The sequence below is a fragment of the Pseudomonas sp. AD21 genome, from assembly GCF_002878485.1.
Lineage (GTDB): Bacteria > Pseudomonadota > Gammaproteobacteria > Pseudomonadales > Pseudomonadaceae > Aquipseudomonas.
On record NZ_NQYG01000019.1, the window covers coordinates 25,235 to 40,827 of the forward strand.

The following is a 15,593-nucleotide window of genomic DNA, read 5'->3' on the forward strand; positions in this document are numbered from 1 at the left end:
CAGTGACGCTCTGCGTCACACAGGGACGCGGAGCGTCCCGGGCGGCATTCCCACGCAGAGCGTGGGAACGCTCATCCGGAAAGCCGTCGGCCCGTATGCTCGGGTTATTTCGCCGCCCAGGAATTGAAGCGCTGTTCCAGTTGCTCGCCGTTGTCAGCCCAGAAGCTGACGTCGATCTGCACCTGGTTGGCGATGTTTTCCGGGGTGGTCGGCATGTCTTTCAGCACGTCCTTGCTCAGCAGCGGTACTGCTTGAGTGTTGGCCGGGCCGTAGGCGATGTTTTCCGAGTAGGTCTTCTGCTGCTGCGGCTGAACCGAGTAGGCGATGAATTTCTTCGCCGCTTCAGCGCGCGCCTTGTCCAGACCTTTCGGGATGGCCCACGCGTCGAAGTCGTAGATACCGCCGTTCCACACCACTTTCAGGTTGGATTCTTTCTGCACCGCGGCGATACGACCGTTGTAGGCCGAGCTCATGACCACGTCACCGGAAGCGAGGTACTGCGGCGGTTGCGCGCCGGCTTCCCACCACTGGATGCTTGGCTTGAGTTCATCGAGTTTCTTGAACGCACGGTCCTGGCCATCCTTGCCGGCCAGCACTTTGTAGACGTCTTTCGGCGCCACACCATCGGCCATCAAAGCGAATTCCAGGGTGTACTTGGCGCCTTTGCGCAGGCCACGTTTGCCCGGGAATTTCTTGGTGTCCCAGAAATCGGCCCAACTGGTCGGCGCGGTTTTCAGCTTGTCGGCGTTGTAGGCCAGCACGGTCGACCAGACGAAGAAGCCCACGCCGCACGGCTGGATCGCCCCCTTGACGTAATCTTCGGACTTGCCGAACAGCGCCGGGTCCAGCGGTTCGAACATGTCTTCATCGCAGCCACGGGCCAGTTCCGGCGACTCGACTTCCACCAGGTCCCACGACACGCTCTTGGTGTCGACCATGGCTTTGACCTTGGCCATTTCACCGTTGTATTCGCCGGCGACGATCTTGCCATTGCCCGCCGCTTCCCACGGTGCATAGAAGGCTTTGACTTGCGCCGCCTTGTTCGCCCCGCCAAACGACACCACAGTCAAATCCGGGCCAGCGGCCATTGCGCTGGCCGCACCCATCAGGCCCAGGGTCAGGGCGGTGAACTTCAGGGATCTCAACATTTATTGTTCTCTCCACGTGCAGGGTTGGTGTTGGTATTGCGGGGGCGATCAGTTCGCCTCTAACAGCGGGTCAAGTGCACGAACGTGCTCGACCTGCCAGCCAAGCGGTACCACGTCCCCGACCGCGAGCGCTGGATCGAGCTCGGCAATCGGCTGTTTCACGAAGAAGTCGGTCTTGCCGCAGACTTCCAGACGCACCCGGACGTGGTCGCCCAGATAGATGAATTCCGCCACCCTCCCTGAGAAGCGGTTGACGCATTGATCGCTCGAGCCATTGAGGCTGACGCGCTCCGGACGAATCGACAGGGTCACCGGTTCGCCGGTCTGGCCGACGTTGACCGCCAGCGCCTCGACCTTCTCGCCACGGCCCAGCTCGACCACGCAGCGCTCACCGCTCTGGCTGAGCAGGCGACCGTTGAGGCGGTTGTTCTCACCGATGAAGTTGGCGACGAAGGTGTTTTTCGGTTCTTCGTAAAGGGTGCGCGGTGGGGCGATCTGCTGGATCTCGCCCTGGTGGAACACGGCCACTCGGTCGGACATGGTCAGCGCTTCGCCCTGGTCGTGGGTCACATAGACCACGGTCACGCCGAGGCGCTGGTGCAGGTGTTTGATCTCCATCTGCATGTGTTCACGCAGTTGTTTGTCGAGAGCGCCGAGGGGTTCGTCCATCAAAACCAGTTGCGGTTCGAACACCAGTGCCCGGGCCAGCGCCACCCGCTGTTGCTGACCACCGGACAGTTGCGCCGGATAACGCGAGGCGAAGGCGTCGAGCTGGACCATGCTGAGGACTTTCTTGACCTTGTCGCTGACGTCGCTTTTGTTCAGGCCACGCACGGTCAGCGGGAAGGCGAGGTTTTCGGCGACGGTCATGTGCGGGAACAACGCGTAGTTCTGGAACACCATGCCGATGTCACGCTTGTGCGGCGGCACGTTGTTGATTGCGCGACCGGCCAGGAGGATTTCGCCGGCGGTCGGCGTTTCGAACCCGGCGAGCATCATCAGGCTGGTGGTCTTGCCGGAGCCGGATGGCCCGAGCAGGGTCAGGAACTCGCCTTTGCGAATGTCCAGGTTGAGGTCTTTGACGATCAGGTTCTCGCCGTCGTAGCTCTTCTGCACTCCACGAAAGCTGACCAGCACGTCACTGGCCCCTGCGTTTGATTCGACCTGGCTCATACCCACACCTTTGTTATTGGTAACTGCTGTGGATTAAGCCTAGTGGCTGGCGCCAGCCGCGCAAATCGGGGCGCAGGAGAGAATCGCCTCAGCCGGATGGAAGGTTGGGGGTAGGGATTGCCCTACAAGGATGGCGCGATTGGGTAAGCCGCCGACAGGTGTGGAACCGCAAGCCGCAAGAACAGGCGAAAGCGTCTGTCGTAAATGGATATGACCTCCATCCTGAGCACGGTGGAGATCTTATGTGGGAGGGGGCTTGCTCCCGAATGCGGCGGGTCATCCAACTTATTCAGCGACTGACACAGCGCATTCGGGAGCAAGCCCCCTCCCACAGCTTTTGATTGCGGTGTGGCTCAGAGAAGTTTGTGTTCCATCGCGTACTTCACCAACTCGGCCAGCGAGGTGATGTTGAGCTTCTGCATCAGCCGCGCCTTGTGGGTGCTGATGGTCTTGCTGCTCAGGGCCAGTTGCTGGGCGATGTCGTTGACGTTGGCGCCCTGGGCCAGACGCTCGAACACCGAGAACTCGCGCTCGGACAGCAGCGAATGCAATGGACGGGTGTCGGTCAGGCCGACTTCAAAGACCATCCGGTCGGCCAGCTCCGGGTCAATGTAGCGCCCGCCGGCGGCGACTTTACGAATGGCGGTCAGCAGCAACGCAGGATCGCTGTCCTTGGTCGCGTAACCCGCTGCACCCACCTTCAGCGCGCGGGCAGCCATCTGCGCTTCATCGTGCATCGACAGCACCAGAATCGCCGGCGGATTGTTCAGCGCGCGGATCCGCGGGATCGCCTCCAGACCGTTGACCCCAGGCATCGAGATGTCCAGCAGCACCACCTCGCACGGCACACTGCGCAGGGTTTCCAGCAACTGCTCGCCATTGCTCGCCTCGCCCACCACTTGCAGATCCTTGGCCAGGCCGATCAATTGCTTGATCCCTTCACGGACGATGGTGTGGTCTTCGGCTACCAGTACACGGATCACGTTCTTCTCCATTGTTCTTCTTCAGCGTCAGGATCATTCGCGAGCAGGCTCGCTCCCACAGGGAAATGCATTCCAATGTGGGAGCGAGCCTGCTCGCGAAGAGGCCAGCATCAACACCACAAAAATCAGACCTCGGTCACCGGCACCCGCACCACCAGACTCGTGCCCTCCCCCGGCTCACTCTCAAGCAGCAAGCGCCCGCCCATGATCAGCACGCGCTCGCGCATGCCCACCAGGCCAAAGGAAGTCGGCCGATCGGTGGCGGCGACGAAACCTACGCCATCATCACTGACCGTCAGACACAATTCATCGCCTTCCAGCACCAGCGTCAGTTCCACAGTATGCGCCTGGGCATGGCGCATCACATTGGTCAGCGCCTCCTGCAAAATCCGGAACAGCCCGATCGCCTTGGCATCGCTGAGCGCCGGCAGATTGTCCGGCACCTGCACCAGACACGGAATCTGCGTACGCGCTTCAAACCGCCGTGCCTGCCACTCAATCGCCGAGGCGATCCCGGCATCGAGAATCGGCGGACGCAGCGCCGTCGCCACGTCGCGCACCAGCTGAAACAACTGGGCGATCAGGCGTTTCATGCTGTTCAACCGCTCGTTCAGCCCCGGGTCGAGTTGCGCATAGGCCAGCTCGCACATCGAGGTTTCCAGTTTCAGCACCGTGAGCATTTGCCCCAGCTCATCGTGCACTTCCCGGGCAATGCGCGCCTTCTCTTCTTCACGCACGCTCTCAAGGTGCGCCGACAGCTCGCGCAGTTGCTCGCGGGACGCGGCCAGTTCCAGTTCGATGCGCTTGCTTTCGCTGATGTCCCAGACAATACCGTCCCAGACATAGGCACCGTCCTCCAGTTGCCGGGTGATCGCCTTGATCTCGGCCCAGCGCTGTTCACCCTGACGGGTGAGGATACGGCCCTGCCACGACCAGTCGCTGTCGGTGTCCAGCGCTTGATCCTGGGTCTGGTGATAACTGGCCTTGTCGTCGGGGTGCACCAGACTGCGCAGGCCCATGTCACGGTGCGCGATGGCGGCCGGTGCGTAACCGACCAGGCTCTCGCTGCCCTCACTGATGTAGGCGAAATCGATCTGCCCGGTCACCGGCGCGCGTTCGAGGCGGAACACCAGCCCCGGCACGTTGGCGGCGATGCCCTGCAGGCGCGCTTCACTTTCCTGCAAGGCGGCCAGCGCGCGGCGGCGCTCGGTGACGTCGGTGAGATAAACCACCAGGTACTCGCTGTCGCGAAACCGCAGGAAACTCAGCGAGACGTCCGCCGGCAGGACGCTGCCATTGGCGCGCACGCAACTGGTTTCAAAGCTCAGCGGCCCTTCTTCACTGGCCCGTGCGCGTTTCCACAGGTTGAGCCAGCGGTCCATGTGCAGGCCGGGTTCGAAATCGATCAGCGGTCGTTCGATGAGCGCGCCCTGTGGATAACCGAGCATGCTTTCCGCCGCGCGGTTGGCGTAGCGCACATGGCTGTCCCAATTGACCCAGAGAATGCCGACGGTGCTTTGGTCGATGGAAAACTGCGTCAGGCGCAGAGCCTCTTCGCTGGCTGCGCGCAGCGCGATGTCTTCGCGCGCTGCCAGTAATCGATGTTCAAGGCTGTGCTGCTGACGCCGCTGCCACCAGACGATGGCGATGCAACTGAGCAGCAACACGGCAAACAGCAGGCTGAGGTTCTGCCAGAACCCCGGCGACTCCGACAGACGCGGATACTTGGGTTGCAGCCATTGCGTGTGCAGGCGCTCCAGATCCTTGGCCGGGATCGCCCGCAAGGCGCTTTCGACAATCGCGGCCAGCTCCGGCCAGTCGCGCCGCGTGGCGACCCGCAACAGTTGCGGCAGCCCGATATCACCGACCACCACCAACCCGGCGAACTCAGGTTCCGCGGACAACCGCCCGAGCTGCGCTTCATCTATCACGGCGTAGGACGCCTGCTGACTCAGCAGCAATTGCAGCGCCTGACGCTCCAGCGGCACACCCTGCAGATTCAGGTGAGGATAATTGCTGCGCAAATAATCGGCGGTGGCGCTGGGCATGCGCACGGCGACGCGGGCCAGGCTGTCGACTTTCTCCAGCTCCACCACACCGCTGCTCTTCTGGTCGCTGACCACCAGTTGCGGCACACGCATGTAAGGATCGGAAAACAACCACAGACGCAGTGCACCCGGGGTCTGGGTCAGGCCCGGGGCGATGTCGATTTCGCCGTCGCGGGCAGCCTCTTCCAGTTGCGCCAGATCCTGAAAGTTGCGCCAGCTCAGCTCGACGTTCAACGTCTTGGCCAGTGACTTCATCAGTTCGACGTTGGCCCCGGACAGTCGCTGCAGGCGCCGATCGTATTGCGCGTACGGCGCCTGCAGGACCAGACCGACGCGCAGCTCACGGTGCTGCGCCAGCCACTGCTGCTCGCTGAACGTCAACGACGCGCCGTGCGCTGCCGGCGCAGACGCCGCCCAGCCCATCAAGGGAAAACACAACCAGCCGATAACCCACAGGCAGCAAAAACGCATCATTGAAGTCTCGTACACTGACAAATTCTGACCAACCCATTAGGCTGCCGGGATACTTTTCTGGCCTGGAATAACCGATGCCCTCTGTCTACCGCCTGGCAATGCCAGCATTGTGCCTGTCGCTGATCCTGCCTTGTGCGTTTTCCGTCGAAGCTGCCGACCCGGCGCCCGCCTCCACGGCCGAGCAACCGGCCGCCGAAAAACCGGCTGAACGCCAGCCACTGCTTGAGCGTAGTCAGGAAGAGGCCGCGGCACTCGAACGCAAAGTCCCGGCGCAAGAGCAACAACAATTGCAGGCCGGCGCCGACACCTTCCTCGCGCTGTGGAAACCGGCCAACACCGCCGAGCCAAAAGGTGCGGTGATTATCGTCCCCGGCGCTGGCGAAACGGCTGACTGGCCGCAAGTCATCGGCCCGCTGCGACGCAAACTGCCCGACGTCGAGTGGAGCAGCCTGAGTATCACCTTGCCCGACCTGCAAAGCGATGCCATCGCACCGCGAGTGATTGCAGCCCCGGCAGCACCGAAAGTCCCTGAAAGCGGCAGCAAGGATTCCACCACCGCGCAACCGATCGAGCAGGCCGCAGGTGGTGAAGCGGACGTTGCAGATCAAGTGGTTGCCGAAACCAGCGAAGAGCAAGCCAAGGCTGACGCCGAACGCATCTTCGCCCGTATCGACGCCGCGATTGGCTACGCCGAACAGCAAAGTGCCCGGCACATCGTGGTGCTGGGGCACGGCACTGGCGCTTATTGGGCGGCGCGGTTTCTGAGCGAGCGGCAGACAGCCCAGGTGGAAAAGTTCGTCATGGTCGACGCCCAGGCACCGGCCAAGGCCCAACCGCAACTGGCCGAGCTGACGCCGACATTGAAGCTGCCGACGGCCGACATTTTCTACATGGACAAGTCGCTGGACCGCAACGCAGCACTGGAGCGCATGCAGGCCAGCAAGCGCTTGAAGACCTCGGCATTCAGCCAGGTGGCGCTCAAGGCGTTGCCGGACAACAAGGCCGAGCAGGAACAACTGTTTCGTCGGGTTCGCGGTTGGTTGAATCCGCAGAAGACTGACTGACAGACCGAGTCGCCCCATTCGCGAGCAAGCCCGCTGCCACCCTGATCGAGTTCCACCAGTTGGAATGCGATCAGGGTGGAAGCGGGCTTGCTCGCGAAGAGGCCCTCATCAACAACTCATCTCTATCGATCAGCGAAAATCCCGCCGCGCCCGAATCAGGGTAAACGCGTTGTGCAGCTCGCGGGTTTTCTCGGTCGCCTCACGCACCTGTTCCGGCGTCGCACCGCTGCCGGCAATCTTGTCCGGATGATGACGGCTGAGCAGGCGCCGGTACGCTCGCTTGATCTGCGCCGGTTCGCTGGTTGCCGACACACCAAGCAGGCGCATCGCTTCCTGATAGCTCACCGCCGCACTGACAATAGGGCGCTTGTTCGGCTCGTAATCACTGGCCAGCGCCTGTATCTGGTGCGTTGTCCAACCCAGCCACTTGCCCCACTGCGCCAACAGTTCACGCTCACTGACGCCCGCGCGGCCGTCGGCCCAGACCATCCGCCAGCAGGCACGCAACACGCCTTCGGCCGCATGGGGCTGGGCACTCAGGCGCCGCAGATAACCGCGCAAGCGGTCACCGCCGGACTTGCCGCGATTGAACGCGGCGATCGCCCGACGCCGCGCCGGCTCGCTCATTTCCAGAGCGTTCATTTCATTGCGCGCCTGCTGGATATGGCCGTCCGTCACCCGTCCATCGCTCTTGGCCAGACGCCCGAGCAAGACGAACAGCAGTTCGTCGTTGCGCAGCATCGGCCGTCCACCAAGTTTTTCCCGCAGATGTCCCCAGCTCTGCAAATGCAGGCGCCGATCCAGCGCTTGCCCCAACAACGCCCCAAGCATGGCCCCCGGAATGCTGGCAATGGCAAAACCCGCTCCGGCTCCAATCAGAGTCCCTGGCCACAACATATCAACGACTCGCTTTTATCAATGCTTCAGCTTCGGCCAGACGCTCATGCGTACCGACATCGACCCAGTGACCCTTCAGGCGCTCGCCCGTGACCTGTCCTTCTGCCATCGCGTTGCGCAGCAGCGGCGCAAGCTTGAACGCGCCGTCCGTGCAGCCATCGAACAATTGCGGATGCAGGACCGCGATGCCGCTGTAGGTCAGGGTTGGCGCGTCCGGCTGGCCATCGATCACCTGACCGTTGGCCAAGGTGAAATCGCCGTTCGGGTGATGCGCCGGGTTGTCCGCCAGCACCAGGTGGGCCAGACCGTTGATCGGTTGATGCAGCACGCTGAAGTCATAGTCGGTCCAGATATCACCGTTGACCACCAAAAACGCGTCATCACCGAGCAACGGCAAGGCCCGGAAAATCCCGCCACCGGTTTCCAGCGGCTCGCCTTCCGGCGAGTACTGGATGCTCACGCCGTACTTCGAGCCGTCGCCCAGATAGTCCTCGATCTGCTGACCGAGCCAGGCATGGTTGATCACGACTTCGCTGAAACCGGCCGCCGCCAGCGCGCGCAGGTGATATTCGATCAATGGCACGCCGCCGGCACGCACCAGCGGTTTAGGGGTGGTCAGGGTCAGCGGGCGCATGCGCTCGCCCTTGCCTGCCGCCAGAATCATTGCCTTCATGCCGTCACTCCGCCACGCAGACTGGCGAACAACGCCTGCAGATCCGCCAGTTCAGGACGACGCGCGATCACCGCTTCTATATAGGCAAAGAAACGCGGCACGTCGGCCAGATAACGCGGCTTGCCATCGCGATGGCAGATGCGGGCAAAAATGCCGATGACTTTCAGGTGACGCTGCACGCCCATCAGGTCGCTGGCACGCAGGAAGTCTTCGAAGTCAGGCTGCACTGGAATGTTCAGCGCCGAGGCTTGCTCCCAGTAACGTTGCAGCCAGCCGCGCACGCGCTCTTCAGGCCAACTGAGGAAGGCGTCCTTGAACAGGCAGGTCACGTCGTAGGTCACCGGGCCGTAGACCGCATCCTGGAAATCCAGCACGCCGGGATTCGGCTCGCTGAGCATCAGGTTGCGCGGCATGTAGTCGCGGTGCACCAGCACTTTCGGTTGGGCCAGGGCGCTGTCGATCAACAGATCACTGATCTGCTGCCATTGTTGTTGCTGAGCCGCGTCGAACTCCACGCCGAGTTCACGTTTCACGTACCACTCGGGGAACAGTTCCAGCTCGCGACGCAGCAGCGCGACGTCGTAACTCGGCAGCGGTGCCACCATCGGCAATTGCTGAAAAGCCAGCAGAGCCTGCAGGGCATCGCTGAACAACGCGTCGGCATTTTCGCTGTCGATCACGTCCAGATAGGTCTTGTTGCCCAGGTCATTGAGCAAAAGAAATCCGCGTTCGAGGTCTTCGGCATAAATTTTCGGCACGTTAATTCCGGATTTCGCCAGCAAAAAGGCGATATCCACGAACGGTTTGCAGTTTTCCTGAGGGGGCGGCGCGTCCATCACGACGAAGCTGCGGCCCTCTCCTTCCCAGCGGAAATAACGCCGGAAACTCGCGTCACTGCTGGCCGCGGTCAACGTGGCCGGGGGCACGGTGCCCCAGCCCTGATCCGCAAACAGGATTGCCAACTGCTCATCGAGCCAAACTTTCAGGTGTTGCAAGCGTACATCTTGGTCAGGCATTGCAAGGGTCTCCGACGGCGCTAGCCGTCAAGCGGGTCATGCTTTATTATCCAGCATCTTTTTCAGACCATCGAGAGGCGTGCGGCCCACACCGCGGGCAGATGGCACGCAGGAAGCCCGGACTAATAAGATGGCATTGAAATCCCCCGCGTTTCGTAAAAAATTTCCGTTGTTGGTAACCGGCAGTCTGCTGGCTATGCAACCTCTGGCCAGTCAATTCGTTGTTGCCGCCGAGCAGTATGACTGCGCCGTCTCGGCAACGGGTGGCTGGGCGTGTGCGCCCAAGGCGCCGGCCGCTGCATTGCCGCCGCGTCCGGTGCATGACGGCAGCGCTGTCAGCGCCGCCGGCGAAGCCCCGGCCCAGAACGGTTCCACTTCCGACACCGGCGCCAAGCCTGTGCTGGTCACCGAAGCCAAGGGCCGCGGCCTGAAATCCCGTAGCGAAGACTACAGTCACCTCGACTGGGTTCCGCGCGAGAAGCTCACCGCCGCCCAATTGGCCGAGACCGGTCCTTACTGCTCTGGTTCCTATATCGAACCGATTCGTCCTGGCATGAATGACAAGACGAATAAAAGTGACGCACCGACCTTTATCGGCGCCAAGGCCTCGCGCTACAACACCGAAGATCAGGTGGGTACGCTGGCCGGCGACGTGGTGCTGCGTCAGGGCAGCATGCAGGTCGAGTCCGACGAGGCCAGCCTGTATCAGGCCGAGAGCCGCGCCGAACTCAACGGCGACGTACGCATCCGCGACAACGGCGCGCTGATCGTCGGCGACCACGCCGATGTGCAGCTCGACACCGGTGAAGCCAAGGTCGACAACGCCGAATACGTGATGCACAAATCGCGCATCCGCGGTAACGCGCTGTACGCCAAGCGCGCCGAAAACGCGATCATCCGCTTGAAGGACGGCACGTACACCACGTGCGAACCGAACAGCAACGCGTGGCAGCTCAAGGGCAACAACATCACCCTGAACCCGGCCACCGGCTTCGGTACCGCGACCAACGTGACGCTGCGGGTCAAGGACATTCCGATCCTGTACACGCCGTACATCTACTTCCCGATCGACGACCGTCGCCAGTCGGGCTTCCTGCCGCCTACCATCGGCACCGGCAGCGATACCGGCTTCACGCTGGTCACCCCGTACTACTTCAACCTGGCGCCAAACTACGACGCCACGTTGTACCCGCGTTACATGAGCAAGCGCGGCATGCTGGTCGAAGGCGAGTTCCGCTACCTGACCAAGACCAGCGAAGGTCAGTTCGGTGCGGCGTATCTGAACGACGAAGATACCGATCGCAGCAAGCAGACCGACTACGAAAAGAATCGCTACATGTACAACTGGCAGCACAAGGGTGGTCTCGACTCCCGTGTGATGACTCAGGTTGACTACACCAAGATCAGCGATCCGTACTACTTCCAGGACCTGACCACCGATCAGATCGGTGTGAAGAGCGCCGACTACGTGAATCAGCAGGGTTCGGTGACCTACCGTGGCGACAGCTATACCGCTCGCTTGAACGCTCAGCAGTACCAACTGGCTACTGTTTCGAACATCACGCCGTACGGTCGACTGCCGCAGATCACCTTCAATGGTCAACTGCCATATCACCCGGAAGGTTTGAACTTCGATTACGAGACCGAAATCGTCCGTTTCGATCGTGATCTGCAGAATGGCAACTTCGTAAATGAAGACGGCACTACTGCCCCGCGCCTCGATACCAATATTCAGGGTCTGGCGCGCGCCAACGGTGATCGCCTGAACCTGAAACCAGGTGTCAGCCTGCCGATGAACTGGACCTATGGCTTCCTCAAGCCATCGCTCAAGTACCAGTACACCCAGTACCAACTGGATCTGGACGGTACCGGCAAGTCGCAGATTGCTGCGCAAAACGCTGAGCAGAACAAACTCAACGGCACCTTCGACAGCAACCAGAGCCGTGGCGTACCGATCGCCAGCGTCGACAGCGGCCTGTACTTCGACCGCAACACGTCGTACTTCGGCAAGAACTATCGCCAGACCCTGGAACCGCGTCTGTTCTACCTGTATGTACCCAAGGTCGATCAGGAAGACATTCCGGTATTCGATACCAGTGAATACACCTTCAACTACGCGTCGCTGTTCCGTGACAACCGTTTCTCCGGCTCCGACCGTGTCGGCGACGAGAACAAGCTGTCGCTGGGTGTGACCAGCCGCTGGATCGAGGACGACGGTTTCGAGCGTCAACGCATCAGCGTCGGTCAGGCTTACTACTTCAAGGATCGTGAAGTACAACTGCCGGGCATCGCATTCAAGGATCGCAAAGACGCCCAGGCCGACGTATCGCCGTACGCACTGGAATACGAATACCGCTGGAACCGTGACTGGCGTACCACTGCCGACTACAACTGGGACCCGGACAGCCGCAGCCCGCGTTCCGGCAGCGCGATGTTCCACTACCAGCCTGAAGACAACCCGAACAAGGTGGTCAACGTCGGCTATCGCTATCGCAATGACCAGGTTCGTTTCGACCAGAACACCGGTAAATGGTCGGTGGGTGGCGGTGACTACGGCACCCCGGGCCAGCCTGGCTACGTGAAGGACTACTACAAGATCGAGCAGCACGACTTCTCGGTCATCTGGCCGATCGTTCCGCAGTGGAGCGCCATCAGCCGCTGGCAGTACGACTACAACCGCAACCGTACGCTGGAAGCCTTCGGTGGTTTCGAATACGACAACTGCTGCTGGAAACTGCGCCTGATCAACCGTTACTGGGTCAGCTATGACGAGTTCAGTCAGAACGCCCCGGAAAACGAAAAAGGCGACCACGGCGTCTTCCTCCAAATTGTTCTGAAGGGACTCGGCGGCCTGACTGGCGCCAAGGTAGAGAGCTTCCTCGACAAAGGCATCCAAGGTTATCGTCAACGTGAAGACCAAGCTTTCTGATTGTCTGCGCCCGCTGCTGCTGGGCGCGTTGTTCCTGGGTACTGCGGCCAACGCCGCAGTACAGTCCATCGATAAAGTGGTCGCGATCGTTGATAACGACGTGGTCATGCAGAGCCAACTGGACCAGCGTGTCCACGAAGTTCAGCAGACCATTGCCAAGCGTGGCGGCGGCATGCCGCCTCCGGGCGTGCTGGATCAACAGGTGCTCGAACGCCTGATCGTCGAAAACCTGCAACTGCAGATCGGCGAGCGTTCCGGCATCCGCATTACCGATGAAGAGCTGAACCAGGCTGTCGGCACTATTGCCCAGCGCAACAACATGACCGTGGATCAATTCCGCGCCGCCCTGGCTCACGACGGTCTGAACTATGACGACGCTCGTGACCAGATCAAACGCGAAATGATCATCAGCCGTGTACGTCAGCGTCGCGTGGCAGAACGCATTCAGGTCTCCGAGCAGGAAGTGAAGAACTTCCTCGCTTCCGACCTGGGCAAGATGCAGCTGTCCGAAGAACTGCACCTGGCCAATATTCTGATCCCGACCCCGGAAAGCGCCAGCTCTGAAGCGATTCAAAGTGCCGCACGCCAGGCGATGGAGGTTTACCAGCAGCTCAAGCAAGGCGCTGACTTCGGCCAGATGGCCGTGGCCAAGTCCGGCAGCGACAACGCACTGGAAGGCGGCGACATGGGCTGGCGTAAAGCCGCGCAACTGCCACCGCCGTTCGACCGCGAGTTGAGCAGCATGGCCGTTGGCGACATCACCCAACCTGCACGCACCCCGGGTGGTTTTATCATCCTTAAAGTGCTGGCAAAGCGTGGTGGCGAAAGCCAGATGAGCGACGAAGTCCATGTACGCCACATTTTGGTCAAGCCAAGTCCGATTCGTGACGAAGCCAAGACCAAGGCACTGGTTCAATCGCTGTATGAGCGCATTCTGGCGGGCGAAGATTTTGCCACTCTGGCGAAAAGCTACTCCGAAGATCCGGGCTCGGCGCTCAACGGTGGTGATCTGACCTGGATCGATCCGAACGCACTGGTACCGGAATTCCGTGAAGTCATGAACAAGACCCCACAAGGTCAACTGTCCAAGCCATTCCAGACCCAATACGGCTGGCATGTCCTGGAAGTCCTTGGTCGTCGCGCTACCGACAGCACCGAAAAAGCCCGCGAGCAACAGGCAATGACTGTTCTACGTAACAAGAAATACGATGAAGAGCTGCAGAACTGGCTGCGTCAGATTCGTGAAGAAGCCTACGTAGAAATCAAACTCCCTGGCGCAGACCAGGCAGCGCAGTGAAACCCAAGCGTTTCGCGCTGACACCCGGCGAACCAGCCGGCATCGGTCCCGACCTGTGCCTGCTGCTCGCCTCGCAAGCCCAGCCACATCCCCTGATTGCCATCACCAGCCGCGACCTGCTCCTTGAGCGGGCCGCGCAGCTGGGGCTGGCTGTCAACTTGCTGGACGTCGGGCCGGATCACTGGCCGGATGCTCCGGCGCCTGCCAACAGCCTTTACGTCTGGGATACGCCGCTCAGCGCCCCCGTGGTCGCCGGGCAACTGGACAAGGCCAACGCCGCGTTCGTCCTTGAAACCCTGACCCGCGCCGGCAACGGCTGCCTGAACGGCGATTTCGCCGGGATGATCACTGCGCCCGTACACAAGGGCGTGATCAACGAATCCGGCATCCCGTTCTCCGGGCACACGGAATTTCTCGCTGACCTGACCCACACCGCCCAAGTGGTGATGATGCTCGCCACCCGCGGTTTGCGCGTGGCACTGGTCACCACCCACCTGCCCCTGCGCGAGATTGCCGACGCAATCACACCAGAACGGCTGGAACGCGTGACGCGGATCCTGCACAGCGACCTGCAAAACAAATTCGGCATCGCCCAACCACGCATTCTGGTCTGCGGACTCAATCCGCACGCCGGTGAAGGCGGACACCTGGGCCATGAAGAAATCGACATCATTGAACCGACATTAGAGCGCCTGCGCGGCGAGGGTATGGACCTTCGTGGCCCGCTGCCTGCCGACACTCTGTTTACCCCCAAATATCTGGAGCGCTGCGACGCAGTGCTGGCGATGTACCACGACCAGGGCCTGCCCGTGCTGAAGTACAAAGGCTTCGGCGCCGCAGTCAACGTGACCCTCGGCCTGCCGATCATCCGCACTTCGGTCGATCACGGCACCGCCCTGGATCTGGCCGGTAGCGGCAAGATCGACACCGGCAGCCTGCAGGTCGCCCTGGAAACCGCCTACCAGATGGCCGAGACCCGTTTATGACCGAGCAATACCAACACAAGGCGCGCAAACGCTTTGGCCAGAACTTTCTGCACGATGCCGGCGTCATCGACCGCATCCTGCGCTCCATCAGCGCCAAGCCTGACGACCGCCTGCTGGAAATCGGCCCCGGCCAGGGCGCACTGACCGCCGGCCTGCTCAACTCCGGCGCGCAACTCGACGTGGTGGAACTGGACAAGGACCTGATCCCGATCCTCAACCAGCAGTTCGCCGGCAAGAGCAACTTCAACCTGCACCAGGGCGACGCGCTGAAGTTCGACTTCAATACGCTGAATGCCGCACCGAACAGCCTGCGCGTGGTCGGCAACCTGCCGTACAACATCTCCACGCCATTGATTTTTCACCTGCTGAACAACGCCGGCATCATTCGCGACATGCACTTCATGTTGCAGAAGGAAGTGGTCGAGCGTCTGGCGGCGGGCCCGGGTGGCGGTGACTGGGGTCGCCTGTCGATCATGGTTCAGTACCACTGCCGCGTAGAGCACCTGTTCAACGTGGGGCCGGGCGCGTTCAACCCGCCGCCGAAAGTCGACTCGGCTATCGTCCGTCTGGTGCCGCACGCAGTACTGCCGCACCCGGCCAAGGATCATCGCCTGCTGGAACGCGTCGTTCGCGAAGCCTTCAACCAGCGCCGCAAGACCCTGCGCAATACCCTCAAGCAATTGATGACCGCCGCCGAGATCGAAGCCGCCGGTGTCGATGGCAGCCTGCGTCCCGAGCAACTGGACCTGGCCGCGTTCGTGCGCCTGGCCGACAAGCTCAGCGAACAAGCCCCCGCCGCCGACTGACAGGCGATGAACGCTATCGGGCAGGACGCCACTCTGGTTTACTGCCCGATACTTGCCTAGACTGATTCCCCATCAGCTACGCCTCGCGTTCCGCTTTGC

General features: G+C 61.4%; 12 protein-coding genes. 5 read left to right on the forward strand and 7 right to left on the reverse strand.

All coding sequences use genetic code 11. From position 1 onward, the window contains the following. Nucleotides 1-104: 104 nt before the first annotated feature. The 4 genes from PseAD21_RS14075 to PseAD21_RS14090 all read right to left on the reverse strand — a co-directional run bounded on the left by PseAD21_RS14075 (nucleotide 105) and on the right by PseAD21_RS14090 (nucleotide 5,826). A complete protein-coding gene (locus tag PseAD21_RS14075) occupies nucleotides 105-1,148 on the reverse strand; it encodes an ABC transporter substrate-binding protein (protein WP_025113554.1) in 1,044 nt (347 codons plus the stop codon). 48 nt (nucleotides 1,149-1,196) lie between these two features. After that, nucleotides 1,197-2,321 (reverse strand): ABC transporter ATP-binding protein, encoded by a 1,125-nt coding sequence (locus PseAD21_RS14080; protein WP_102356221.1) that lies wholly within the window; start codon nucleotides 2,319-2,321, stop codon nucleotides 1,197-1,199. Nucleotides 2,322-2,674: 353 nt separating this feature from the next. Then, nucleotides 2,675-3,316 (reverse strand): response regulator transcription factor, encoded by a 642-nt coding sequence (locus PseAD21_RS14085; protein ID WP_177327384.1) that lies wholly within the window; start codon nucleotides 3,314-3,316, stop codon nucleotides 2,675-2,677. 113 nt (nucleotides 3,317-3,429) lie between these two features. Next, the gene (locus tag PseAD21_RS14090; protein ID WP_102356222.1) at nucleotides 3,430-5,826 is read right to left on the reverse strand and encodes a PAS domain S-box protein; all 2,397 of its coding nucleotides are present in this window, start codon (nucleotides 5,824-5,826) and stop codon (nucleotides 3,430-3,432) included. Between the two features lie 74 nt (nucleotides 5,827-5,900). Here PseAD21_RS14090 and PseAD21_RS14095 point away from each other — a divergent pair, with 74 nt between their 5' ends. Beyond that, a complete protein-coding gene (locus tag PseAD21_RS14095; protein ID WP_102356223.1) occupies nucleotides 5,901-6,890 on the forward strand; it encodes an alpha/beta hydrolase family protein in 990 nt (329 codons plus the stop codon). Nucleotides 6,891-7,019: 129 nt separating this feature from the next. Here the strand turns inward: PseAD21_RS14095 and PseAD21_RS14100 are convergent, their stop codons facing one another. The 3 genes from PseAD21_RS14100 to PseAD21_RS14110 are packed head-to-tail and all read right to left on the reverse strand — an operon-like array spanning nucleotide 7,020 to nucleotide 9,476. Further along, nucleotides 7,020-7,787 (reverse strand): TerB family tellurite resistance protein, encoded by a 768-nt coding sequence (locus tag PseAD21_RS14100; RefSeq protein ID WP_102356224.1) that lies wholly within the window; start codon nucleotides 7,785-7,787, stop codon nucleotides 7,020-7,022. Between the two features lies 1 nt (nucleotide 7,788). Next, a complete protein-coding gene (gene murU, locus PseAD21_RS14105; protein WP_102356225.1) occupies nucleotides 7,789-8,460 on the reverse strand; it encodes an N-acetylmuramate alpha-1-phosphate uridylyltransferase MurU in 672 nt (223 codons plus the stop codon). Continuing rightward, entirely contained in the window at nucleotides 8,457-9,476 is a 1,020-nt protein-coding gene (locus PseAD21_RS14110; RefSeq protein ID WP_102356226.1) for an aminoglycoside phosphotransferase family protein, read from the reverse strand. The genes murU and PseAD21_RS14110 overlap by 4 nt, the downstream gene beginning before the upstream one ends. A gap of 130 nt (nucleotides 9,477-9,606) precedes the next feature. On the opposite strand from PseAD21_RS14110, the gene PseAD21_RS14115 reads away from it, so the two are divergent. From PseAD21_RS14115 to rsmA, 4 genes are read left to right on the forward strand one after another with little or no spacing between them, the layout of a single operon-like run. Continuing rightward, on the forward strand, nucleotides 9,607-12,405 hold the full coding sequence (locus tag PseAD21_RS14115) for an LPS-assembly protein LptD (protein ID WP_102356227.1): 2,799 nt from the start codon (nucleotides 9,607-9,609) through the stop codon (nucleotides 12,403-12,405). Beyond that, nucleotides 12,386-13,702, forward strand: a complete 1,317-nt coding sequence (gene surA, locus PseAD21_RS14120; protein WP_102356228.1) for a peptidylprolyl isomerase SurA — start codon at nucleotides 12,386-12,388, stop codon at nucleotides 13,700-13,702. The genes PseAD21_RS14115 and surA overlap by 20 nt, the downstream gene beginning before the upstream one ends. Then, nucleotides 13,699-14,688, forward strand: coding sequence for a 4-hydroxythreonine-4-phosphate dehydrogenase PdxA (gene pdxA / locus PseAD21_RS14125; protein WP_102356229.1), 990 nt, complete (start codon nucleotides 13,699-13,701; stop codon nucleotides 14,686-14,688). The genes surA and pdxA overlap by 4 nt, the downstream gene beginning before the upstream one ends. Next, nucleotides 14,685-15,494 carry a 16S rRNA (adenine(1518)-N(6)/adenine(1519)-N(6))-dimethyltransferase RsmA gene (rsmA, locus tag PseAD21_RS14130; RefSeq protein WP_102356230.1) on the forward strand — a complete coding sequence of 270 codons (810 nt, stop codon included), beginning with the start codon at nucleotides 14,685-14,687 and terminating at the stop codon, nucleotides 15,492-15,494. Before pdxA ends, rsmA begins: the two co-directional genes overlap by 4 nt. The last annotated feature ends 99 nt before the right edge of the window (nucleotides 15,495-15,593 follow it).

What these genes read in the sequence shown, in the direction of transcription:
- PseAD21_RS14080 (WP_102356221.1), bottom strand. Translation starts at nt 2,321, where the DNA reads ATGAGCCAGGTCGAATCAAACGCAGGGGCCAGTGACGTGCTGGTCAGC.
- murU (WP_102356225.1), bottom strand. Translation starts at nt 8,460, where the DNA reads ATGAAGGCAATGATTCTGGCGGCAGGCAAGGGCGAGCGCATGCGCCCG.
- PseAD21_RS14115 (WP_102356227.1), top strand. Translation starts at nt 9,607, where the DNA reads ATGGCATTGAAATCCCCCGCGTTTCGTAAAAAATTTCCGTTGTTGGTA.
- PseAD21_RS14110 (WP_102356226.1), bottom strand. Translation starts at nt 9,476, where the DNA reads ATGCCTGACCAAGATGTACGCTTGCAACACCTGAAAGTTTGGCTCGAT.
- PseAD21_RS14075 (WP_025113554.1), bottom strand. Translation starts at nt 1,148, where the DNA reads ATGTTGAGATCCCTGAAGTTCACCGCCCTGACCCTGGGCCTGATGGGT.
- rsmA (WP_102356230.1), top strand. Translation starts at nt 14,685, where the DNA reads ATGACCGAGCAATACCAACACAAGGCGCGCAAACGCTTTGGCCAGAAC.
- PseAD21_RS14095 (WP_102356223.1), top strand. Translation starts at nt 5,901, where the DNA reads ATGCCCTCTGTCTACCGCCTGGCAATGCCAGCATTGTGCCTGTCGCTG.
- PseAD21_RS14085 (WP_177327384.1), bottom strand. Translation starts at nt 3,316, where the DNA reads ATGGAGAAGAACGTGATCCGTGTACTGGTAGCCGAAGACCACACCATC.
- PseAD21_RS14100 (WP_102356224.1), bottom strand. Translation starts at nt 7,787, where the DNA reads ATGTTGTGGCCAGGGACTCTGATTGGAGCCGGAGCGGGTTTTGCCATT.
- PseAD21_RS14090 (WP_102356222.1), bottom strand. Translation starts at nt 5,826, where the DNA reads ATGATGCGTTTTTGCTGCCTGTGGGTTATCGGCTGGTTGTGTTTTCCC.